The 21,899-nt window shown below is 47.9% G+C and carries 23 protein-coding genes and 1 tRNA gene; 2 read left to right on the top strand and 22 right to left on the bottom strand.

The genetic code is table 11. The annotated features are described in order from the left end of the window. From rplI to rpsF, 12 genes are all read right to left on the bottom strand, one after another. Entirely contained in the window at nucleotides 1-447 is a 447-nt protein-coding gene (gene rplI, locus ACFVRY_RS22240) for a 50S ribosomal protein L9 (RefSeq protein ID WP_066377857.1), read from the bottom strand. Continuing rightward, entirely contained in the window at nucleotides 444-2,450 is a 2,007-nt protein-coding gene (locus ACFVRY_RS22235) for a DHH family phosphoesterase (RefSeq protein WP_387502495.1), read from the bottom strand. Before ACFVRY_RS22235 ends, rplI begins: the two co-directional genes overlap by 4 nt. Nucleotides 2,451-2,461: 11 nt before the next feature. After that, nucleotides 2,462-3,379 carry a DUF2232 domain-containing protein gene (locus ACFVRY_RS22230; RefSeq protein ID WP_387502494.1) on the bottom strand — a complete coding sequence of 306 codons (918 nt, stop codon included), beginning with the start codon at nucleotides 3,377-3,379 and terminating at the stop codon, nucleotides 2,462-2,464. Between the two features lie 6 nt (nucleotides 3,380-3,385). Further along, nucleotides 3,386-3,697: a MazG-like family protein gene (locus tag ACFVRY_RS22225; protein ID WP_066377846.1), complete on the bottom strand. Its 312-nt coding sequence runs from the start codon at nucleotides 3,695-3,697 to the stop codon at nucleotides 3,386-3,388. 166 nt (nucleotides 3,698-3,863) lie between these two features. Continuing rightward, nucleotides 3,864-4,289 carry a CBS domain-containing protein gene (locus ACFVRY_RS22220; RefSeq protein ID WP_379198690.1) on the bottom strand — a complete coding sequence of 142 codons (426 nt, stop codon included), beginning with the start codon at nucleotides 4,287-4,289 and terminating at the stop codon, nucleotides 3,864-3,866. 192 nt (nucleotides 4,290-4,481) lie between these two features. Continuing rightward, a complete protein-coding gene (locus ACFVRY_RS22215; RefSeq protein WP_387502493.1) occupies nucleotides 4,482-5,507 on the bottom strand; it encodes an LCP family protein in 1,026 nt (341 codons plus the stop codon). Nucleotides 5,508-5,866: 359 nt separating this feature from the next. After that, entirely contained in the window at nucleotides 5,867-6,820 is a 954-nt protein-coding gene (locus tag ACFVRY_RS22210) for a D-alanyl-D-alanine carboxypeptidase family protein (protein WP_387502492.1), read from the bottom strand. A 218-nt stretch (nucleotides 6,821-7,038) separates the two neighbouring features. Then, the gene (opp4A, locus tag ACFVRY_RS22205; protein WP_387502491.1) at nucleotides 7,039-8,760 is read right to left on the bottom strand and encodes an oligopeptide ABC transporter substrate-binding protein; all 1,722 of its coding nucleotides are present in this window, start codon (nucleotides 8,758-8,760) and stop codon (nucleotides 7,039-7,041) included. 311 nt (nucleotides 8,761-9,071) lie between these two features. Further along, nucleotides 9,072-11,069, bottom strand: coding sequence for an endonuclease MutS2 (locus ACFVRY_RS22200; protein ID WP_387502490.1), 1,998 nt, complete (start codon nucleotides 11,067-11,069; stop codon nucleotides 9,072-9,074). A 557-nt stretch (nucleotides 11,070-11,626) separates the two neighbouring features. Then, complete coding sequence (rpsR, locus tag ACFVRY_RS22195) at nucleotides 11,627-11,899, bottom strand: 30S ribosomal protein S18 (RefSeq protein WP_066377841.1); 273 nt, start codon at nucleotides 11,897-11,899, stop codon at nucleotides 11,627-11,629. Between the two features lie 20 nt (nucleotides 11,900-11,919). Continuing rightward, complete coding sequence (ssb, locus tag ACFVRY_RS22190; protein WP_066377838.1) at nucleotides 11,920-12,432, bottom strand: single-stranded DNA-binding protein; 513 nt, start codon at nucleotides 12,430-12,432, stop codon at nucleotides 11,920-11,922. Between the two features lie 48 nt (nucleotides 12,433-12,480). Next, on the bottom strand, nucleotides 12,481-12,765 hold the full coding sequence (gene rpsF, locus ACFVRY_RS22185; protein WP_025706808.1) for a 30S ribosomal protein S6: 285 nt from the start codon (nucleotides 12,763-12,765) through the stop codon (nucleotides 12,481-12,483). A 213-nt stretch (nucleotides 12,766-12,978) separates the two neighbouring features. On the opposite strand from rpsF, the gene ACFVRY_RS22180 reads away from it, so the two are divergent. Then, on the top strand, nucleotides 12,979-13,176 hold the full coding sequence (locus ACFVRY_RS22180; RefSeq protein ID WP_387502489.1) for a YjzC family protein: 198 nt from the start codon (nucleotides 12,979-12,981) through the stop codon (nucleotides 13,174-13,176). Between the two features lie 372 nt (nucleotides 13,177-13,548). Here the strand turns inward: ACFVRY_RS22180 and ACFVRY_RS22175 are convergent. From ACFVRY_RS22175 to ACFVRY_RS22160, 4 genes are all read right to left on the bottom strand, one after another. Beyond that, nucleotides 13,549-13,639, bottom strand: a tRNA-Ser gene (locus ACFVRY_RS22175). 43 nt (nucleotides 13,640-13,682) lie between these two features. After that, nucleotides 13,683-13,895, bottom strand: coding sequence for a DUF951 domain-containing protein (locus ACFVRY_RS22170; RefSeq protein WP_387502488.1), 213 nt, complete (start codon nucleotides 13,893-13,895; stop codon nucleotides 13,683-13,685). Next, nucleotides 13,895-14,920 (bottom strand): mechanosensitive ion channel family protein, encoded by a 1,026-nt coding sequence (locus tag ACFVRY_RS22165; protein ID WP_387502487.1) that lies wholly within the window; start codon nucleotides 14,918-14,920, stop codon nucleotides 13,895-13,897. The genes ACFVRY_RS22170 and ACFVRY_RS22165 overlap by 1 nt, the downstream gene beginning before the upstream one ends. Continuing rightward, nucleotides 14,913-15,182, bottom strand: coding sequence for a putative Se/S carrier protein (locus tag ACFVRY_RS22160; RefSeq protein WP_387502486.1), 270 nt, complete (start codon nucleotides 15,180-15,182; stop codon nucleotides 14,913-14,915). The genes ACFVRY_RS22165 and ACFVRY_RS22160 overlap by 8 nt, the downstream gene beginning before the upstream one ends. Nucleotides 15,183-15,301: 119 nt before the next feature. Here ACFVRY_RS22160 and yyaC point away from each other — a divergent pair, with 119 nt between their 5' ends. Further along, nucleotides 15,302-15,907 (top strand): spore protease YyaC, encoded by a 606-nt coding sequence (gene yyaC / locus ACFVRY_RS22155; protein WP_387502485.1) that lies wholly within the window; start codon nucleotides 15,302-15,304, stop codon nucleotides 15,905-15,907. Here the strand turns inward: yyaC and ACFVRY_RS22150 are convergent. From ACFVRY_RS22150 to rsmG, 6 genes are all read right to left on the bottom strand, one after another. Further along, on the bottom strand, nucleotides 15,879-16,379 hold the full coding sequence (locus ACFVRY_RS22150) for a DUF4446 family protein (protein ID WP_387502484.1): 501 nt from the start codon (nucleotides 16,377-16,379) through the stop codon (nucleotides 15,879-15,881). The genes yyaC and ACFVRY_RS22150 overlap by 29 nt on opposite strands. Nucleotides 16,380-16,395: 16 nt before the next feature. Continuing rightward, nucleotides 16,396-17,562, bottom strand: a complete 1,167-nt coding sequence (locus tag ACFVRY_RS22145) for an aminotransferase class V-fold PLP-dependent enzyme (protein WP_387502483.1) — start codon at nucleotides 17,560-17,562, stop codon at nucleotides 16,396-16,398. 97 nt (nucleotides 17,563-17,659) lie between these two features. Then, on the bottom strand, nucleotides 17,660-18,505 hold the full coding sequence (locus ACFVRY_RS22140; RefSeq protein ID WP_387502482.1) for a ParB/RepB/Spo0J family partition protein: 846 nt from the start codon (nucleotides 18,503-18,505) through the stop codon (nucleotides 17,660-17,662). Next, nucleotides 18,498-19,259 (bottom strand): ParA family protein, encoded by a 762-nt coding sequence (locus ACFVRY_RS22135; RefSeq protein ID WP_387502481.1) that lies wholly within the window; start codon nucleotides 19,257-19,259, stop codon nucleotides 18,498-18,500. Before ACFVRY_RS22135 ends, ACFVRY_RS22140 begins: the two co-directional genes overlap by 8 nt. A gap of 231 nt (nucleotides 19,260-19,490) precedes the next feature. After that, nucleotides 19,491-20,306 (bottom strand): nucleoid occlusion protein, encoded by an 816-nt coding sequence (gene noc, locus ACFVRY_RS22130; protein ID WP_387502480.1) that lies wholly within the window; start codon nucleotides 20,304-20,306, stop codon nucleotides 19,491-19,493. Nucleotides 20,307-21,176: 870 nt separating this feature from the next. Next, a complete protein-coding gene (rsmG, locus tag ACFVRY_RS22125; RefSeq protein WP_387502479.1) occupies nucleotides 21,177-21,899 on the bottom strand; it encodes a 16S rRNA (guanine(527)-N(7))-methyltransferase RsmG in 723 nt (240 codons plus the stop codon).

The following is a 21,899-nucleotide window of genomic DNA, read 5'->3' as shown; positions in this document are numbered from 1 at the left end:
TTATTCCTCCGTTACCTGAACCTTAAGCGTAGCTTTTACTTCCGTATGCAGCTTCACACTTACCTGGGTTACACCCAGGTGACGGATAGGCTCACCCAGCTCAATTTTGCGTTTATCAATGGTGATGCCGTTTGCTGAAGCCAATGCTTCAGCAATCTGCTTGCTGGTGATGGCACCGAACAAACGGCCGCCTTCGCCAGCTTTAGCTTTCATCGTTAGCGTCAGCTCGTCCAGCTTCTTGCCAAGGTTCTGTGCTTCTTCCTTCTCATTATCCTTGCGGCGCTGTTCCGCAGCAGCCTGATTCTCCAGCACCTTTACATTACCATCTGTAGCTGGACGAACCAGACCACGTGGCAGCAGGAAGTTAGTAGCATAGCCTTCAGATACCTCTTTGACCTGACCTTTTTTACCTTGTCCCTTAACATCTTTTAAGAAAATGACCTTCATTCGAACAGACCCTCTTTCGCTTCAATTTCTGCCAGCACCTTAAGCAGTCTGGCCTCTGCTTCCTTGCAAGTTGCCTCAAGCTGAACTGCAGCATTGGATAAATGTCCGCCCCCGCCCAGCTTCTCCATTACGACCTGCACATTCATGCGCCCAAGTGAGCGGGCGCTAATGCCGATCAGGCCGTCAGGACGCTCACTGATGACAAAGGATGCCACCACATTCGTCATGCCCAGCAGCGTATCTGCCGTCTGTGCAATCAGAAGCTGTGGAATCTTCATCCCCGGCTGAGTGACTACCAGGGCGATATGGTCATAGACCATGCGTGCGTGCTTGATAATCTCCGCCTTGGAGATATATTCTTCGAGATCCTCTTTCAGCATCCGCTGAATGAGGATCGTATCCGCGCCGATCCGGCGCAGAAATCCTGCGGCTTCGAAGGTGCGTGATCCTGTGTGGAGCGCGAAATGCTTCGTGTCCACCGTGATTCCCGCCAGCAGCATCGTCGCTTCCAGCGGGCTTAACTGAACCTTGTCATGGATGTATTGCAATAGCTCCGTGACAAGCTCGCAGGTGGACGAGGCATACGGCTCCAGGTACACGAGCACAGCTTCGTTGATGAATTCCTCGCCCCGCCTGTGATGATCGACAACCACAATCCGGCTGGCATGCTGCACAAGCCGCGGCTCCATCGTCATCGATGCCTTATGGGTATCCACCACAATCAGCAGCGTATGCTCAGTCATGATCTGCAAAGCCTGCTCAGTGGAGATGAAAGACTTGTGCAGCTCCTCGTCCTTACGAATCTGTTCCAGCATACGTGTGATGGACGGGTTGGGCCCTTCCAGCACAATGTTAGCCTCCACGTTGTACATCTGCGCGGCCTTGAGCAGTCCAATCGATGCCCCGACGGCATCGATGTCTGGCGTCCGGTGCCCCATAATCAGCACCCGGTCGCTCTCCTGCATCAGATCGCGCAGTGCGTGGGCGATGACCCGCGCACGCACCCTAGTCCGCTTCTCTGCGGCGTTGCTCTTGCCGCCGTAGAAGGATAGCCGCTGTCCGGACTTGACGGCCGCCTGATCGCCGCCCCGCCCCAGCGCCATATCCAGGCTGGACTGGGCTAGCGCCCCAAGCTCGCTGGCAGAGTCAGCCCCGAAGGCCAGCCCGATGCTCAGCGTCATCGGCACCTTCAGATCAGCGGTCATCTCCCGCACTTCGTCGAGAATAACGAACCTGCTCTCCTCCAGTGCCTGCAAGCTGCGGTGGTTGAGCAGCATAAGATACCGCTCTGACGAAAGCCTCCGCAGGTACACCTCATACTCCTTGCTCCACTCGGTAATCTCGCTAGTCACCTTGGCAATCAGCGAGGTCCGCTGCTGGTCATCCATCCCCTGCGCCGACTCATCCAGATTGTCCATCATGACTATACCAAGGGCAAGTTTCTCACCCTCATAACGCTCACGTAGAACAACAAGCTCTGTAATCTCATACAGGTAGAGCAGACGTTCACTGGGGATAACCACCACCTGGTAATACCGCTCATCCACAGTAATCTCTACACGGTGGTCTTTTACCGCCCCGTCTTTGGCAGCTTCACGCTTTCCCTGTGCGCTTCCGGCAAGGGAAGGCATTAGATCAGGAAGGAGTTCCTGAATTGCCTCGCCGACCAGCGACTTGCGGGCAAAAATGTCGCCCGCATTTCGGTTATGCCATTCTACCGTACGGTCCTCGCTGTAGAGGATAATCCCGAGCGGCAGCATGCTGACTGCTTCACCTTCAATTCGCTTGATGCGAAACGACAGCCCATTGATATACTCCACCAGATTCCGGCGGAAGGAGATCTCCGCCTTCAGCATCGTGAAGCACAAGGTCCCCGCCAGAAACAGGCTGACGATACCCAGGGCCCAATTATAGATGCTCACGACTATGATAAGTACCAGCAGCAGCATGAACGCCCAGACGGTATGATAGCCGTGCCAGCGTCGTTGCAGAAATTTAGGCATGACCTCTCACCCTATCGTTTCGATTTCGTCACAAGCTCGCGCAGCGGGAACACCAGATCAATGATCCCGATGATCCGCAGCGGCGGAAGCAGAATAACAGGAACCGCCAGCAAAATCGGCATCACTTTATTCCATTTCCGTTCATGCGCCAAAAAGAAGAAGAAGCCGATGGCCTGAATCATAAAGCCGATTCGCAAGAGTGGCAGCAGATTGGCCGCGATCATGAGCATATAGTTGCTTTTTGAACCTGAGAAAATCAGTTGAATTACAATTCCAATCAAATAGTACCAGATAAAGGATCTTGGCAGTCTCCATTCCCGTGCAGGCTTGAGCCTCGGAACCGCAAGGTCCATGCTGTTCAGGATAGGACGGACGATGGAGTGAGTAATCACAGCAATCATGAAGGAGCTGACAATAAGCGTCATCGGAATCATCTGGATCGTCATATGACTGATCATCCGTACATCCTCAGATGTGAAGCTCAGATCGTTCAATAGCGGATTGGTTGTGCCGAGCTGCGACATCGGTGAAGTCACCATTTCCAGCACATCGTTCACATAGCCAGTCAAGTCAAAATGGAACAGCGCTGTTCCCAGCAGCAGCATAAGCATGAACTCACCAAGAATGGTAATCGTTCCTGCCAGCAAGGTGGACATTGCCGAAGCACGCCTTCTGTACCATCTGCCCATAACCAGGGCCGGGATCAAGAAATAAAGCGCAATCAATAAGTATACCGGGGTAATTAAAGCAATAATCAGCAGCACCGGCACTACATGCAGAATAAACTGCTTGGTACTAAGGCTCGTGAACAACACTACAGCCGGAACAATCATAAATAATGTGGTGATAATTAGCAGCGGGGTCGATAGAGATAGCAGCAAGAGCAAATAAGCGATACTCCAAGCTACCGATGTCCAACGAAATTTCAAAAGTATTCACCTCTTACGCATATGGTCTTCTAATGCGGATATATCCTGGTACCATTCTTCTAGCTGATGGCCTTCCTGGCGGTGTTTTCTCAGCTTCTCCAGCAGCAGATCATCCATTTCACGATAAGAAATGCCGAGTCTGCGCCCCAGAATATAAGAACTCATAAGCAAGCTTGCCAAGCTGTCACCTACACGGGTCGTACTACCCTCCCATAAGGCTTTAAATAACCGCGAGACTTGATCAATTACTTCGGTCTTCAGCCATTCAATCACCTTGGCGCGTTTAGCTACATCCAGATCCTTCGGCACATTGGGCATGTCTCTCTACCTCCGGCTAAAAGCTTTATTCTCCATTATAGCATAAAAAAATTACGGTCACACAAACCCACCAGCGGCAGTGGCGCTTTCAAAAAAGGCCCGCATTCCGCTGGTGCCGGAAATACAGGCCTTGGTTTCGCTCTCTCGGATGACTAAGATAAGCTAGTTATAACGATTCCTGCGACTGCCGCGAGACGAACTTCTCACAGTATTCTATGATCTGGCTGCGACGGACAATGCCAATGAACCGGTTCATATCATCGACGACTGGCACAAAATTCTGGATCTTGGCCAAGTTAATCAGATCCTCCATATCCGCTTCAATGGACACAGGCTTGTTGTTCATTCTGAGCGGTACATCTTTAAGCTGATATTTGGAGGCGTTCTCGAAAGTAACCTTGCCTTCCGAATCCTTTAAATACCAGAGCAGATCACCCTCTGTGACCGTTCCAGCGTATTCTCCGTTCCTGTTCAGTATCGGGATGGCTGTGTAACGGTGATGCTCCATCCTCTCCAGCGTCTGCCGCAGTGTCGAGTCCAGCGTAACACAAGCCACCTCCTGCTTCGGGAGCAGAAAAAATGCAATGTTCATGTCTTGATCCTCCTCAAAGATTTCCGAAGGAATAACGTGCATAACCTTCCCCTTGTCATAGGGCCACCGTAATTATACGCGGAAACACATGAATAGTTCCAGCTTATTATACCATGAAGACAGCAAACAGCAGCCACTAACATTATGAATGGCTGCTGCTTTTTTCACCTTATGGTATGAATTTATTAGGATTTATTCTGTTGCCGGTGTAGACTTCGGCTCCAGCGCGTTTCCAGCCTTGCCCGGCTGAATCAGTTGATCTGCCGGCGTTCCCGCATTGATCCAGTTATCGATCATCAGCTTAGCTTCACTCAAATCCTTTTGGTCTACAATATCATAGGAAATACCATCTATTCGCTTGCTTTCACCCATGACGGTGAAGCTGGAGATATCCATTTCCTTGCCACTCATGAACTTCTTAGCCAAATCAAGAATCAAGGAAGGCTGGATATCCGTCTTGAAGTTGTCACCCATAATATCGAGTAACTCCGGAATGTTGCCGATCTGGCTGATCGACAGCATCTTATTCGCAACCACATCGATGAACACTTGCTGACGTTTGGTCCGGTTAAAATCACTATCTTCACGGTAGCGGGTATAGTTGAGCGCCTCTTCACCGTTGTAATTCGATTTGCCACCTTTGATCGTAAATTTCTCATGATCCTTGCCCTTGTTGACAATATCTTTCTTGATGGGCAGTGGTACCCCGCCGATGGCATCAACAGCATCCTTCAGCCCCTTAAAATTAATAGTGGCATAATATTGAATATCATGTCCTAGCAGGGCCTCCAGCGTATCCTTGGCCATTTGTTGGCCACCAAAAGCAAAGGCATGGTTGATCTTGTCTTTCTTATTACCGCTATGTCCGATGATCTCCGTATACGTGTCACGCGGAATCGACACCAGCAGGACCTTATAATCCTCCGGGCGAACCACAGCGTAGATCATGCTATCGGACCTTGCGGTCTCATTGCCGCGCTGGTCTGTTCCCAGCAGCATGAGGGAAAACGGATCATTTTTATACACGATGGGCTCCGGCTTGGGCTTGTCGTCATTCACCAAAGGCTGATACGACTTCTCCCCCAGCTTCTTCTCCACTTGGTCGGAGAGGAACAGATCAAACGCAACCACCATCAAGGGTTTACGGAACAGGAATCCTCCCGTCACGAGAATCACAAGTACAATTAAGGCGATATATCGCTTTTTCAATTTTTTCATTATTTGACCTTCTTTATTGTGGAATGAAAGATAACGGATAACAATCTATTGGCAATGGTCACCTTCGCTCTTAACGCAGGCTCCCATGATAGGACTTCTCCGGCTGTAATGATAGTTGTCCCTATTCTGTTGCCTTATTGTTCCCCCTTTCCGGAAATAGGGTCATACCAATTATTAAATAAACATTTGGAAATTTCATCTGACTTCAGGCTTGGCCGGAAATGTAAAACTGCACTCCTTTGAATCTGCCTGTAGAACAATATTTCTATTGTAATCACTATGCGCTCAAAAAGAAACAACAAAAAACGACAGTATTAATGGTAAAGCACCATACCGATGATGTAAATCGGCATGATGCTTTATCTCCAGCTCAGTAAGGAAAAGGTCGCATTCAGGATATGCTTCACTCTCTCCCCAGTCGGCAAACTTCTGTAGAATCCATGGTTAAATAGCTTGGTTGCGGCTTCAAAACGACTCTGGCTGGTCTCCGCACCCAGCACAACGGCAATCAGCCGGTGCCCGTCCCGCTGAGCCGTTCCTGCGATGCAATAGCCCGATCGGATATCATAGCCGGTCTTCAAGCCATCTGTTCCAGCATAGGCAAATGCTCCGCCCATGGCGGGCAGCATCAGGTTCGTATTGCTGGCATACAGCCCCTTGGCCTTCAGCTGCATCTGTGTGCGGCTGCTGGCGTTCAGCACCTCAGGATGGCTGCGGATCAGGGCTGCTGCCAGCCTCGCCGTGTCCTTGGCTGTCATCAGAGTCTCACCGCTAATATATCCAAGCGGACGACTCGGTCCCAGTTCACTCGATGCCAGCCCGGAGGCATTGGTAAAGATCGTGCCTGAAGACAGTCCCAGACTGCGGGCTTTCTCGTTCATCAGCTGCACGAATGCATTCTCCGAACCAGCCGTATACTCAGCCAAGGCCACGGCGGCATCATTCGCAGAATACACGGTAATTCCTTCGAACAGTTCTCTTACGGTATAGGTCTCCCCTCGTTTCAGGGATAAAGTTGCACCTCCCAGAGATCCTGCATAGGGGCTAACCGTTATTCTGTCAGCCCATTGGATGGCTCCTGTAGAAATGCGGTCGAGCACGATCATCTCTGTCATCAGCTTCGTCACGCTCGCTGTCGGCATCGCCTTGTCGCCATTTGATTCCATCCATATACTATCGCTATCCATATCCAGCAGCACGGACGCGCTAGCGTCAATGCGCGGCCTGAACCCCAGACCTTCCGGCCGGCTCACTACAAGTATGGCAACGATTATTAGGGCTGCTGTGGCCCATATTATGCTCCGTCTCATCATCGTCGTCATCCTCCATAATATATATGACGAATGAAACACCATTTTGATTTCATATTTTTTGAAAAAATAAATATTTTTTTGGAAAATCCCCCTCGGATACCTACTTTTCACCAAAATCACACGGGTAAGAAACGTATAACCGCCATGAAAATACAAAAACCGCAAGCGGGTTGACTTCAAAAGCCCGGCTTGCGGTTAGTTAACAAAGGGCAGAGCCCCTACTCTTCCTTAATCCACCATTTCTGTGGTTCAATAATATTGCCCATGGAGTTGACTCGCACACCCTGTAGGCGCTTGTTGACTGCGGTTACGGTCTCCCGTTCTGCGAAGAAGATCATAGGCACCTCTTCATTAATCAGCTTCTGCCATTTATAGTACACCTGTTTACGGTATTCCTTATCATAAGATTTCATACCAACCCCGTCACGAATTAGCTCTTCATTCCGCTGGGATGACCACCTTGGGTAATTCCATAGATCTTTCTCCCGCCACAAGCCAGATGGATCAGGGTCGCTGGCCAGACCCCAGACTCCGTTGAACAGCTCTATAGAGGGGTCATCATTTTCTACCGCATCGTAGAAAGTATTTAACTCCTTCAGACCTCCGTCACTCAAACGAACATCAAGTCCAACATCACGCCAGTCTTGGATAATAGCCGCTGTGCGTGGTTCAGCCATCGCGCTACCGATCATTGCATCATAATGGATGGTGAATTTCTTGCCTTGCGGATCTTCGCGTAATCCGTCCCCATCCCTGTCAATATAACCTGCTTGATCCAGCAGTTCCTTGGCCTTCTCCGGCGAGTAAGGATACGTATTGATCTCCGAATCCGGGATTTTGGCCCAGCTACTCCCTGGAATCGGTGTTTCAATAAGCCGGCCCAGTCCGTAGGAGAAGGCATTGATAATGCCTTGGCGGTCCAGAGCGTAGTACATGGCCTGTCGCAGCCTTTTATCCTTAAATTTCGGATTGTCCATGACAATCTTCTGGGCATCATTATCCCAGTGTCCAAATTTGAACCCGATATACTCATACGATAGCTCTGATGTCTGCAGCAGATCCACAGTATCCAGCTTACTCAGACTCTCATAGGCATCGCGGGGCACCGTTTCGATATCAACCTCACCTTGTTCGAACAAACTGGTGATTCGCTTCTCATCAGACACTTTGTACAGTACACCATCCAAATGCGCTTTTCCCTGATAGTAATTGTCAAAACGCTTCAGCTCCACGAACTGACCTGGCTGAATTTGAGTGATCTCAAACGGGCCAATGCCGATAGGATGCTTCCGCACCTGGTCACTGCTTGGCATGTCCTTGACCTCAACGTCTGTGAAGTATTTCTTATTCATCGGATACGGCCACAGATTGTCGATCGAGTTGACCCTTGCAGTTGCCATCGTAATTCGAATGGTATAGGGATCAACCACCTTGATGCCGGAGATTTCCTTAGCCTTGCCGGTGTGATAGGCCTCAGCTCCCTGGATCATTTCCACACTATAGTAACGCGAACCCGTGTATTCAGGACTCGCAATGGTTTCCAGTGCAAACTTCCAGTCCTCTACTGTTAACTCGTCCCCGTTGTGCCAACGGATACCCGGCTTGATTTTGAAAGTGAATACTCTGTGATCCTCCGCTTCCATCCAAGTGGCAATATTCGGTTTCGTTGATAAATCATCCTCTATAGTGAACATCGCTTCTGTGCTGAATTGCAGTACATTATAATCATCTTCACCTTCATAGAATGCGGGTTCAAATAACCCCTGGAATGGCGAGGCGTAGCCATACGTAACAATGCCGCCCGCCTGTGGCTGTTCCGCCGCTTCTGAGTGGCTTGCAACAGACAGAGTACTACTGGAGTCTCTTCCGTTGCACGCGGACACCAGGACTGCTATCATAAGCAGCCACAGTGTGATCCCGCTTCTTCTCTTGTTAATCATATGTTCCTTCCCTTCTCTTATTCTGTGATGCCATGGGTGTCTGTGACAGGATGGATGAAAGGCAAAGGGATGTAAATCCCCTTGGATTGTAACGGGGTACTCCTCTAAAGAAGAATAAACCATCGGTCAATTCAATATATGTCTGTTAAAAATGCCTAGTAGTCACCACTATACTTATACTATAGAAGAATATATACAATAATCCCGGCAAAGTGAAGTCTATAATTTAACCAATCCACCTAGAGTCCCGGCAACATAGCACATACAAGAGTCTGCCCCTGCGGGCAGACCCTTGTATCTTTGTATGTTTATTACCGATCTTCCTCCAGTTCGACCGTCATTCCTTCCACATGCTTGCGGTTCATTAACTTGCGTTTCTTGCGGTCCTCCTTGCTCTCAAAAATAATATCCATATCGTAATCCTCTGGATACAGCTCCTCCTTCGAAATGTACGGCTTAAGACGTTTATGATTGATACTTAGCCGCTGCTTCTGAATCATCACACCAACCATTCCCAGCGAATCCCGCTGCTCGTAGACAATACCTGTCCTTCCCAGTGAGCTGACAAATACAGCATCCCCTATTTCAAAATCACGCTTCGGAACTTGAATCTGCTGATCCTCCTCACCGGGGCTTTGGGTCCCCTCAGGATTTCTTTGTTGTCCCTTTCCGCTGTTATAAGGGCCCCGCTCTTTCTTGTTCTCATTCCCCGTTATCTGTGCCATATTGTTGGCTTGGTCTGCAAACCCGGTACTCCATAGATTGATAGCCTGCGGCTCTTGCCCATGCTGTGCTTCTACAATTTGCCGGGAACGACGGATGACATCGACTGGAATACCAAGCTTCTCCGCAATTTGCAGGGCATAGCTTTCGCCTGCTTCGCCGATGGTCAGCCGGTATAACGGCTGCAATGTATCTTTATCAAACTCCATTCGTGCATTCTGGAATCCAGGAGTGGCGGCGGCGAAGCTTTTCAACTCATTAAAATGGGTGGTGACGATGATATTCGCCCCTTGGCGGCTCAGCTCTTCCAGAATCGCTATGGAAAGGGCGATTCCCTCCCCTGGGTCAGTACCTGCCGCCAACTCATCAATCAACAGCAGAACACCTTTACCGGCATTGCGCAACATGCCCTCGATACTCTTCATCTGTGCCGAGAATGTGCTGAGCGATTGCGCCAGACTCTGTCCATCTCCAATTACGCTCATGATCTCGGTGAAAATAGGAAATTCGCTGCCTTCCGCTACCGGAATCAGCAGACCGGATTGTACCATAAGCACTAGCAAGCCTAGTGTTTTAAGCACCACCGTCTTCCCGCCCGTATTAGGTCCGGTCACAATCAGGGACTGATAGCCTTTGCCAATGCTTAGGTTGATGGGAATCATCTCTTTGAGCATCGGATGCCGTCCGCCGTTCATCACCAGAACCCCTTGCTCATTGAGACTAACGGCAATTCCGCCAATGCTTTGGGCATATTTGGCTTTGGCAAAGATGAAATCATACGTCCCAGTGACTTCAATATTCAGTCGCAGCGCCTCCTGATCCCGCTCTACAAGCTCAGTTAGCATACTCAGAATTATTGCCTCCTCCCGTGCTTCTTCAGCTGACAGCAGATCCAGTTCGTTCTGGAGCACAGCTACCTCATCAGGCTCCACGTAGACTGTCTGCCCGCTTGTGGATTGATCCAGCACACTCCCTTTGACCTGCTTGTGGTACTCCCGTTTCACGGGGATGACATACCGACCGTTACGCATACTGAAGAGCTGTTCCTGTAAAATTGACTGGTGACGGGACATGATCCCCTCGATTTTTCTTTGCAGACGAAGCCGGGCCGCTTTAAGCCGCTTTCGTGCCCGCTCCAGCCCCTTACTGGCCCCATCATCAATGACACCAAAACGTATGCACCGGTTAATCTCATCCTGTACATGCCTTAGCTCCATCAATGAGGACGCATAAGCGCCAATCCGGGGGGCAATCTGCTCCTTCGAGGCCATATATTTACGCAACTGGCTGCAGCTGTTCAGAAAGGTAGCCACCGCCGTAAAATCCTTCTCACTGTAAAGATACCCCGTTCCTATCAGTGACATGAGCCATTCCATGCCTTCCAGTGAAGGAATGGGTACGCTCGCTCCTCTGTCCTGAAGAGCCCTGGCCTCCTCTGCTTCCTCCAATGCTCTCCTTATCACGGTAAGATTTTTCATCGGCTCCAATCCCTGAACATAATTCTTACCCACATAAGAAACCGCAAAATGTTCAAGCTCCTCTTTAATGGTTTCATATTCCAACGTGATCATACTTTGTCTGTCCAAACTCTCTTCCTCCTCTGGCTTGCTTTTCGCTTCCATCTAACTATCCTTCAATGCAAAAAAAGGGCAAAGAATGCCACTACGGCAGTCTTTGCCCTCATTTCCGGCCATTGTCCTTTGTTCAGCTCCTGTGACACTGCAGATCTACTGCAGAGACCGTGGAACCAAAAAAACCGTGCTGCAAGAGCACGGTTAAATACAAAGAGAACAACAGCCGTAAACAGGCTATTCGACGCTTCGTGTGTTCTTAACTAACTCATTCACCCTTCGGACCTCAGAGACCGCTGTCACGCAGACTCAAACAGAGCACGCCTTATTGTTAAGACGGGCCTTGCTGCCTTTTCTCCAGGTGATATGAAATTACTAGTTAAGAACGCTCACCAACATCAAAATTTCCCCTTTAGTTATAGGATAATTGTAATTTACTACATAAATCAGCTAACGTCAAACTTCTCGTGTCTAATAGGATGAACACTTCGTCCATGTCGCCCATTCTGGACACAATAGTCGGAGCACAACAAAAAAGACAGCCGGTTTCCCGGCTGCCTCTGTAAAGCGTACTATTCCGTTGTGTAAGGCAGCAACGCGATTTGACGCGAGCGTTTTACAGCAATGGTAAGAGCACGTTGGTATTTTGCACTTGTGCCTGTTACACGACGCGGCAAAATCTTTCCGCGTTCGCTGATGAATTTCTTGAGAAGCTCAGTATCTTTATAGTCAATGTGAGTAATCTTGTTCACAGTGAAGAAACATACTTTTTTACGCTTGTTGCGTCCACCACGACGAGCTGGTCTCTTGTCGTTGTCTCCGCCTTCTCTTTGTTTGAAAGCCATGTCAGTTCAGTCCTTCCTTATTAAAATGGCAAATCATCATCCGATATATCAATCGGTTTACCATCGCCCGAAAAAGGATCTTGAGTATTGTTGTTACGCGAGAAATTGTTGTTATTTCCGCGTCCACTATTACCGCCATTACCAGCGCCACCACCATAAGATGGTTCTTCAGGCATACCTGCACCACTTGGAGCATTTCCACCTTCACGGTTCTGCGATGATTCCAGGAAACGGACATTATCGGCAATAACTTCAGTAACGTATACACGTTTGCCTTCGTTATTCTCATAATTCCGTACTTGGATACGTCCTTCTACGGCTGCCAAACGGCCTTTGCGCAAATAATTGGCACAGGTCTCTGCAAGCTGTCTCCAGGTTACAACTGGAATGAAGTCCGCCTCACGTTCACCGTTCTGGCCCGTAAAGTTACGGTCTACGGCAAGCGTAAACTGTGTTACGGCAACACCAGCGGGAGTATAACGAAGTTCTGGGTCACGGGTCAACCGACCGATCAGAATGATACGGTTCAACAATTCTGTTCCCCTCCTTTAGAGCGATTGATTACAAAGCTTGTCAAAATCTTAGGCAACGTCGTTCGTAATGAGATAACGAATAACTTCGTCGGAAATCTTCATGATACGTTCCAATTCGGTAACAACTGCAGGTTCTGCAGTGAAGTTAACCAAAACATAAACGCCATCACGGAATTTCTTGATCTCATACGCAAGACGGCGTTTACCTTGCACATCGTGCTTTGTAATTTCCCCGCCGTTGGAGATGATGCCTTGGAATTTTTCGACTGCTGCTTGAACGGCTTCTTGTTCAATGTCAGGACGAATAATATACATCACTTCGTATTTGCGCATAAATTTCACCTCCTTATGGTCTGAGGCCCCTGATCACGTCAGGAGCAAGGATCGAGCACAAACATAAACTCGAACCATATTAATATACCAAAACGGCCAGTCGAGTGCAAGCTATATTCTGGATGCAGTCAAACCTTTGCTACAGTACATGAACCACTCCCTCTCCGCACACAATAAAGACGGACTTAATTACTCAAGAGGAGGTCGATAACCATGGGTGAGAAGACAGAATACGAAAAGGGCGATAAAGCCCCTAACCCCGGCATGTATACAGAGGTCGGAGAAGCGCGCAGCTTCCACACTGAAATCCAGAACCCCAAGCGTATTAGCATGGAGAAAGGTGATACTTTTCCCGAAACCAGCAATAAGAATCGCAAGTGGAAAAAGGTTGAAAAAGCCCGGGTTCATTAATTTTAAAATGGGATGTATAAAAAAACTCGCCTGACACATACTATTCTCAGGCAGTACAAAAGAGAGGTGTGGTTCCGTTGGACTTCGTAGTCGAACCAAATCACTGGAATTCTGAATCAGCATCTATTGTAAGTTGGGAACAGTAACAGCTGCTGCCTTAAAAAAGCGTCAGTCTGCACGAAGCCTATCGTCACTCTAGGTCTTAGACAGAGAAATTCCGAACATCAAAAATGTGCTGCCTCCTAAAGAAGGGCCCTTGGGTCCTTCTTTTTGTATGTCCGGAATAACGCAGCAACGTTTCTTGAATAATTAGAACACAAAAAACCTTCGTTCGAGGAACGAAGGTTTAGATAGTTGATATTAAGGTCTAAATGGCGGAGAGGGTGGGATTCGAACCCACGCACGCTGTGACACGCCTAACTGATTTCGAGTCAGCCCCCTTGGGCCTCTTGGGTACCTCTCCGCAGCAATATTTATTTTATCATGCAGCTTGTCTTTTTGCAAGTCTAAATATTGTTAGTGCCGCCCTCAGCTGATCTCAGTACCTTCTTCATGTTCTTCTCGAACTTGGCGCGGGGAATTAGTACGCTGTGCTGACAACCCGTGCACTTCACGCGAATGTCCATCCCCATACGGATAATCTCCATTTCATTGGTACCGCAGGGATGGGACTTCTTCATCTGTACTACATCACCAAGCTGAAATACCTTACGTTCCATTACTTCCCTTCCTCCCCTTTTTCCAGTGTTGCAGCCGCCTGTTGTCGTCCTTGAACGCCGCCCGGCTTCTGACCTTCTCCAGCCGTTTCTGTGGCCGTTTCCTCTGCTTCCGCACATTCCTCAGCCTCAGCCTTCTCGTGCGCCTCAGCTTGGGCCTCAGCGGCTTCCAGCGCGTATTGCTTCTCCAGTGCGTGTTTGATATCGCTTTGAATTTGCCGCTGTGCTTCATCCCGGGCATTAGGCAGACAATTCGCTGCCACACGGATCACGTACTCAGAGGTGCTCATCGATTGGATACCCAGTACATTGGGATAAGCCAATACATTAGCGTTACGCTCTTCAATCCCCTTCAACGCTTCAGCGATCAGGCCAAGTGTGGATTCCAGACTACGTTCCATTTTAACCGGTACATCCACTACCGCCAGCGCATTAGCCAACGAGTAGTTGGTAACATTGGTAATAGAGCCATTCGGGATAATATGCATCTCCCCGGTAGAACTGAGCAGCTTGGTGGTTCGGAGTCCAATCAGCTCCACGGTCCCTTTATACGTACCCGTCTGAATAACATCGCCAACGGCAAACTGGTCCTCCAGGATGATAAAGAAGCCTGTAATGACATCCTTCACCAGACTCTGCGCCCCGAAACCGATCGCAAGCCCAAGAACCCCTGCGCTGGCTAATAGCGGTGCCAGATTAAAGTTGAACTCTGAAAGAAGCAGCAGAATCATTACAAAATTGCAGATGACCGTGACTACATTCTTGAGCAGTTCACCTACGGTAGTGAACCTTCGGGTGTTCGCCAGAAGTCTTCCCCCTGTTTTACGATCAAGAGAACGGTCTATCACTTTATAGACTACTCGAATAATGACCCTTGTCAGGATGAAAATAAGAAGAAGTCTCAGCCCAGAAAATAATATATTGGTCCACATATCTACATCCGTAATCAGATTCCAGACCTTATCCTTGAAACGAAGTGCAGCCTTTACCTGATCACCTGCCGTAGCTTCAAGCACCCACTTATTCATGGTGTTCTCCCCCACTCTCGATCAGAACATACCCTTCATTATTCTTACCAAATATCCCGCGAATCTCAATCTTCTGGTCCGCAATAATATTTCTAACCTCTGCCAGCCTATCCCCTTCAAACTGAATGGAAATCGCGCAGCCCGCCGTAATCTCCTTCGGGGTTGGAAAGATATCAATCTCTAGCTCGGCATACTCAAGCAGTATTTCGGCGCGCAGCGCCTGCTGGGTAGAGTCAAAAGCAATCAACATCTCATCCTCCATCGCTCTCACGCCTCCTTCTGGGTATCTCGTCCTATCTCTTACGGCCATAGTATAAAATCGCTCTTTCATCCATATACTAGATATCATCAAATAGAATCAGCATCAGAAAGGAAGATGATATGAATTCACCCAAAGCATCATCCATGCAAGAATTGTCCTGTTTAAAAATATCACATACTGATCCTGATATCTATTCCTCCATCACGCACAGATTGCTCTTCCATTTCGCCCGCACCGCTCCTGACACTCAGATTGTAGTCGTCTGTATCGGCACAGACCGCAGTACAGGCGATTCTCTCGGCCCACTTGTCGGCACTGCACTCACCCGCTTCCACAGCCCGTTATTCGAGCTGTACGGAACTCTGGAGGAACCTGTTCATGCCGTAAATCTCGAAGAGACCCTGGCACTAATAAATGATAGATACAGCAATCCATTCATTATTGGAATCGATGCCTGTCTGGGCCATTCCACCAGTGTTGGCTGCATACAAGTCGTCGACGGTCCACTCAAGCCTGGTGCCGGCGTAAATAAACAATTGCCGCCGGTTGGCGATATCCATTTGACAGGAATCGTTAATGTCGGCGGCTTTATGGAATACTTTGTACTTCAGAACACTCGATTAAGTCTGGTGATGCGATTGTCAGACATTATTGCCTCTAGCCTTTATTCCGCCCTGAAGCAATGGAATCTTCATTCTAAGACCGCTGCAGCGCGAGAGCAATAACCTCTTTTTCTTCCGGGGACAGCGGGTATTGCGATTCGCCATTCTGTAGTGGCTTGGAATAGATATAGGAGTTCTCACGGTTGTGGAGACTGGTGAGCACAACCCCACTGCGGTCATCATCCAGAACCGCCAAGGAGAAGCTCAGGTCACTTCCCCGCTCACCAAAAGCATTATAACGCTTTAGCGCCACATTAGATTTCATACTGCGGATTTTCAGCCGGGCAGCCTCCAATTGGGCAGCTTGATCACGCATGCCATCTTCCAACATATCACTTTGATTTTTCAAATCAATCAGCAGGCTTTCCAAATCTTCTACCCCTGTTCCAGTCATCATCGACTCATATCTGCGTCTCATTTTACGCAGCCTGCTGCCCTGCACCATAGCCACAATCAATAGCACCAGAATTAACAACGTGAACCCTAATACAAACCACTGTAATTGCTCATTAATTAATTGATTCATTTCTGACATGAATGGACCATCCTTTTTAATTGGTGCTGCGGGCGCTGCCGTAGAGTTCTTTCATAGCTGCCAGCATTCTGTTAACATCCTGCTCGGTTGAATCAACACCCACACTTGCCCTGACGGCCCCACTAGCCAGCGTATCCACTGCCGTGTGGGCCAAGGGCGTACAATGCATCCCTGCACGTACAGCTATATTGTATTCGCGATCCAGTCGATGAGCAATTCCCGCAGAATCATGCCCTTCAATCACGAAAGACACAATACCACTTCGTGGGGCCCCAAGCGCAGGACCTAATAATCGGATACCTGGAACGGTGGACAACCCCTCCATCATTGTTTGAGCCAGACGCCATTCCCGTTCGCGAATGACGTCTACACCGATAGACCTTACCTTCTTCACACCCGCCATCAGCCCGGCTATCCCCACTGCATTCTGTGTTCCCGCTTCATACCTGTCCGGACGAACCAAAGGCTGTTCGATATTCTCAGACTGACTCCCTGTCCCTCCAAGCATTAGCGGCTCAAGATCCAGATGTGGCGCAATATACAACCCACCTGTTCCTTGCGGACCCAGCAGACCCTTATGTCCAGGAAACGCCAACAGATCAATGTTCATTGAAGTCACTTCAATATCTAGTGCCCCTGCACTCTGCGCACCGTCCACCAGAAATATTGCACCATGAGATTTTGCCAGATCGCCAATATCACCTATCGGAAGAATACTGCCTAACAGGTTAGAACTGTGATTACAGATAACCATCTTAGTATTATGCTTAAATGCCTTCTGCAATTCCTGCAGATTAAGCTGCCCTTCCTCATTCACCGGGATGTAATCCACTTCAAGCCCCTGAGTCCTCCGCAAATACTCTAACGGACGGCGAACAGAATTATGCTCAGTCATCGTCGCTATGACATGATCCCCAGCACGCAGTGCGCCTCTGATTGCCATATTAAGACCCATGGTCGTGTTGTGAGTAAAAGCGATATCCTGCGCATTAGATACTGCGAACAAATCAGCCAACAAACTGCGAGTCCGCATCAACACACGCCCAGCACTCATGGCCAGGGAATGATTACCTCTTCCTGCGTTCGCTCCGGAATGCTGCAGGGCATCCATCATAGCCGAAGCTACCTCTGGTGGTTTAGGCCATGAAGTGGCTGCATGATCCAGGTACACCAACTCTTCCACCACTCCGCCCACCTTCTATTCTATTTTGACTTTAAAAAACACACCCCTCCTTATCCATTCTAGGATATCTCAGGATATGTTTTTCAGTGACTATCGCTTACAAGTTACCTAACAATTCCAGAAGTCTCTCCAAGTCCTGGGCACTGTAGTAATTCAGTTCAATCTTCCCTCTTTCTTTTCCTTGCTTGATCTTGACTGTAGTCTTGAACCGTTCCCGTAGTAACTCCTCAACATTATCAATGTAAGGATCGCGCTTCACGCTTTTCGCCTTAGCTGCACCTGCCGGTTTGCGATCAAGATTTTTCACCGTCTCCTCAAGCTCCCGTACACTCCACTCTTGCTCTACACACTGCTTCGCCAACCCTTTGACTAGGTCAGCATCCTTCAATGCGACAATGGCACGAGCATGACCCATAGAAATTGTTCCACGTGAAACATATTCCTTCACTTCCTCGGGCAAAGATAACAGTCGTAGGAAATTAGCAATATGCGATCTGGATTTTCCAACTTTGAGAGAAAGTTCCTCTTGAGTCAGCGAGAACTGATCCATCAGACCTTGATAAGCAACCGCGATTTCCATTGCATTCAGATTCTCACGCTGCAGGTTCTCGATCAAAGCAATCTCCATAACCTGTTGATCGCTCAGGTTTCGGACAACCGCCGGGATGGTTGCTTTTCCACAGTATTGAGAAGCACGGAATCTGCGTTCCCCGGCAATAATCTCATATCCCTTTAGTACACTGCGTACAATAATCGGTTGGATAACGCCATGCTGCCGAATGGATTCTGCCAATTCCTGAATGGCCTCTTCATTGAAATCTTTACGAGGCTGATAAGGGTTAGCGCGAAGCTGTCCTAACGAGATTTCTACCACCTTATCATCTTCATTAATAGACAGGGACGGGATCAATGCATCCAGCCCTTTACCCAAACGCTTACTCATAAGAAATCACTTCCTTTGCCAACTCTAAGTACACTTCCGCTCCCTTGGAACGGGAATCATACGTAATAATAGACTGACCATGAGACGGAGCCTCACTAAGCCGTACATTCCGCGGAATAATCGTTCTATACACCTTTTCTTGGAAATACTTCTTAACTTCTTCAATGACCTGAATCCCTAGATTGGTCCGGGCATCCAGCATTGTCAGCAATACGCCTTCGATCTTCAGTTGCGGATTCAAGTTCTTCTGAACAAGTCGTACGGTGTTCAACAGTTGACTCAATCCCTCAAGCGCATAATACTCACACTGGATCGGTATAATTACAGAGTCTGCAGCAGTCAAAGAGTTAATCGTTAATATCCCCAAAGAAGGTGGGCAATCAATAATGATGTAATCATAATTAGCTTTAACTGTATTTAAGGCTTTCTTGAGCCTTAGCTCCCGTGAAATGGTGGATACCAATTCAATCTCCGCACCCGCGAGCTGGATGGTGGCAGGAATAATATGCAGACCCTCAATCTTGGTCTCCAGTATCGTTTCCCTCGGTTCGGCTTCATTGATTAGAATATCATAAATGCAATTTGCTACATCTGCTTTGTTGATGCCAACGCCGCTGGTAGTGTTGCCTTGAGGGTCGATATCGACAAGAAGCACTCTCTTTCCCAGAGTAGCCATGCCGGCACCCAGATTCACAGAGGTCGTTGTTTTACCGACACCACCCTTTTGATTTGCTATGGCAATAATCTTGGACACTTATTTCACCTCGAATAGTTAGGAAGAGTCTTCTTGTAGGTCGCAAGTAGAAACGGCGTTGCTGACCTGATGGACAGCATCACTTTCTGCGAGAATATAAGCAAAGCATCTATGGATGCCTTTCCGAAGAAGCAGATGATCTAACATTATGAATATTCGCTGTACATCCTTGGCTAAGTCACAGAAAAGGCGACCAAACACCTCAGGGTCGCCTTCAGCTACTGAAACAATTTATCTTTTAGGAATTTGGATTACAATCTCGTAATGGTCACCACGGTCGTTCTCCGACGTTTTGATTTCCATCCCCGAGCCTGACACCATATCAATAGATTGACGAATTGTATTAAGAGCTAGACGAACGTCCTTTGTATAGGAAACCCGTTTCGATTTTTTAATTTGTGTTACTTCTTTATAAAATGCGATACGTGCTTCTGTTTGTTTAACATTCAAGCCCTTGGAGATAATCTCTTCCAGAACCTTCAGCTGCATTTCCACACTATCCAGAGACAACAATGAACGTGCATGCCTTTCTGTTACCTGGCGTTCCATAAGCGCTATCTTCACTTCTTCAGGAAGCTGAAGCAGCCTTATTTTATTGGCGATGGTCGATTGGCTCTTACCAATTCGTTGAGCCAGACTTTCTTGAGTCAATTGATGAAGATCAATCAATTTCTGATACGCGTAGGCTTCCTCGATAGAGGTTAGATCCTCTCGCTGCAGATTCTCGATTAATGCAATAGAAGCCGCCTGGGAATTATTGAACTCGCGAACAATAGCTGGAATTGTCTCCATACCGAGCTTCTTCACAGCCCGCCAGCGACGTTCACCGGCAATGATCTCATACTGTGATTCGCGCATGCGAACGACTATAGGCTGAATCACGCCATGTGTCTTTATCGTCTGGCACAGCTCGTCTATCTTCTCATCATCAAATATTGTCCGTGGCTGATAAGGACTGCTGATGACCTCATGAACCGGGATTTGTTTGATCTCATCTCCGCTGCTCCGCTCGGTAAATCCAAAAAGCTTGGTGAATTGTTCTTTCATTCCGTTCATAACCACCTAATTTCGTTATAGTACGATCTTCTTGACCTTATTCCCGGTAAAAGCATATCGTACAGCAATGGAAACTGCTCGCCTAGGGCCAGCAAGTTCTTCCCTCTCTCCCGCTATAAATGCTGAAGAGAGCCTTATTCCCCATAAAATTCTTACTATATTATTCTATCACTTTTTCTTCTATAATCCTATTCTCCGTATAGACCTATTTTTCCTGCATTTATCAAATATGCGTCTCTTTACAATTCACAAGTTGGTGTCGTCACTTGCAATGCTACTCCCAGTCTTAACTTAACGTGTTCTCTCCCCCCTTTTGCTAGAGGCCTAATTTCATTAAAAAATCATCATACCTATATAAGATGAACTTAAGGTCTGGTCGTAAGGCTAGTTAGTCACTGCGGTGGAATGTTTAGAAATCCGGTCGCTGTTATCGCCAGGTTTCTTCTTTATAAACCACTTATAGGGATTGAAATTTGGCGACAGCCTAAGCTTTCGATGTGATCTTTCCAAAGGATAGTCATTAAGCTAGCACTTCGCTTCTACAGTTCCAAACTTCTCCCTTCATGCCTCCACACTTACTGTTACTTTCTATTGTTCATTTTATATAGACTGCCCTTTCTCTATTAATAAGAAAAACACGCCGTACCTCCCTCTCTGCTCAGCTGCCCCAACCCGAATAATCAGAACAGTCACAAAATTACAACGTATGAACTCAACTTATGAACTACTCACAAGCGAGGAAGTTAGTATCTGTGACATACTAGATGCATACGAAAAAGAGCAACTCTCATCTTCAACAATGAGAGTTGCTCTTAGAAAACCACAATAAAATCTTTGGCTGCTATGTTTCACGTGAAACATTTATACTAAAGGCGTTTTGGCAGGAATTCCTGCCTTGCGCGGATACTTCGCTGGTGTAGTAGCTGTCTTACTAACCAGGATAATATGCCGTGCCGATTCTTCTACAGGAAGCTTGAAAGGCTCAACCTTAATAAGTTGGCCTCGCAATTCCTTCAAACTATACTTAGCCTCCGTTAATTCCTCAGCAGGATCGCTGCCCTTCATGGCCGCGAAGACGCCACCCTTTTTTGCAAAAGGAAGACAGAACTCATTCAGCAATGCCATCCGTGCTACGGCACGAGCTGTCACCACATCATAAGCATCGCGGTGAGCATCCTGTCTGGCAATATCTTCAGCGCGTCCATGAATCAGCTGCACACCCTCCAGCTGCAACGTATCGCAGATATGCTGGAGGAATTTGATCCGCTTGCTGAGAGAATCCACAATCGTCAGCTTTAGATGTGGAAAGCATATTTTTAGAGGAATACCTGGAAAGCCCGCACCTGATCCAATATCCGCCAAGCTTCCTCTCTCCCCCAGATTCAGATAAAAAGATAGTGAGATAGAATCGTAAAAGTGCTTGGTATAGACTTGATCACGTTCGGTAATCCCCGTTAGATTCATCTTCTCATTCCAGGACACTAATTCCTGATAGTACAGCTCGAATTGATGCAGCTGAGTGGAGTCCAGCTTTATCCCATGCTGCTCCAGAAGCTCTGTAAATTGTGCTACAGTCTGATCCAT

Source organism: Paenibacillus sp. NPDC057934 (assembly GCF_042887565.1).
GTDB lineage: Bacteria > Bacillota > Bacilli > Paenibacillales > Paenibacillaceae > Paenibacillus_AQ.
This window is presented reverse-complemented; position numbering and strand designations above follow the sequence as displayed.

Bases quoted from the DNA above. Each gene is read 5' to 3' on its own strand.
- ACFVRY_RS22140 (WP_387502482.1), bottom strand. From the start codon at position 18,505: ATGAGTAAGCGTTTGGGTAAAGGGCTGGATGCATTGATCCCGTCCCTG.
- ACFVRY_RS22225 (WP_066377846.1), bottom strand. From the start codon at position 3,697: ATGCCCAATGTGCCGAAGGATCTGGATGTAGCTAAACGCGCCAAGGTG.
- ACFVRY_RS22180 (WP_387502489.1), top strand. From the start codon at position 12,979: ATGGGTGAGAAGACAGAATACGAAAAGGGCGATAAAGCCCCTAACCCC.
- ACFVRY_RS22170 (WP_387502488.1), bottom strand. From the start codon at position 13,895: ATGGAACGTAAGGTATTTCAGCTTGGTGATGTAGTACAGATGAAGAAG.
- ACFVRY_RS22220 (WP_379198690.1), bottom strand. From the start codon at position 4,289: ATGAACATTGCATTTTTTCTGCTCCCGAAGCAGGAGGTGGCTTGTGTT.
- ACFVRY_RS22235 (WP_387502495.1), bottom strand. From the start codon at position 2,450: ATGCCTAAATTTCTGCAACGACGCTGGCACGGCTATCATACCGTCTGG.
- rplI (WP_066377857.1), bottom strand. From the start codon at position 447: ATGAAGGTCATTTTCTTAAAAGATGTTAAGGGACAAGGTAAAAAAGGT.
- ACFVRY_RS22215 (WP_387502493.1), bottom strand. From the start codon at position 5,507: ATGAAAAAATTGAAAAAGCGATATATCGCCTTAATTGTACTTGTGATT.
- ACFVRY_RS22165 (WP_387502487.1), bottom strand. From the start codon at position 14,920: ATGAATAAGTGGGTGCTTGAAGCTACGGCAGGTGATCAGGTAAAGGCT.
- ACFVRY_RS22150 (WP_387502484.1), bottom strand. From the start codon at position 16,379: ATGTCAGAAATGAATCAATTAATTAATGAGCAATTACAGTGGTTTGTA.
- opp4A (WP_387502491.1), bottom strand. From the start codon at position 8,760: ATGATTAACAAGAGAAGAAGCGGGATCACACTGTGGCTGCTTATGATA.
- rsmG (WP_387502479.1), bottom strand. From the start codon at position 21,899: ATGGATCAGACTGTAGCACAATTTACAGAGCTTCTGGAGCAGCATGGG.
- yyaC (WP_387502485.1), top strand. From the start codon at position 15,302: ATGAATTCACCCAAAGCATCATCCATGCAAGAATTGTCCTGTTTAAAA.
- ACFVRY_RS22210 (WP_387502492.1), bottom strand. From the start codon at position 6,820: ATGATGAGACGGAGCATAATATGGGCCACAGCAGCCCTAATAATCGTT.
- rpsR (WP_066377841.1), bottom strand. From the start codon at position 11,899: ATGGCTTTCAAACAAAGAGAAGGCGGAGACAACGACAAGAGACCAGCT.
- ACFVRY_RS22160 (WP_387502486.1), bottom strand. From the start codon at position 15,182: ATGGAGGATGAGATGTTGATTGCTTTTGACTCTACCCAGCAGGCGCTG.
- noc (WP_387502480.1), bottom strand. From the start codon at position 20,306: ATGAAAGAACAATTCACCAAGCTTTTTGGATTTACCGAGCGGAGCAGC.
- rpsF (WP_025706808.1), bottom strand. From the start codon at position 12,765: ATGCGCAAATACGAAGTGATGTATATTATTCGTCCTGACATTGAACAA.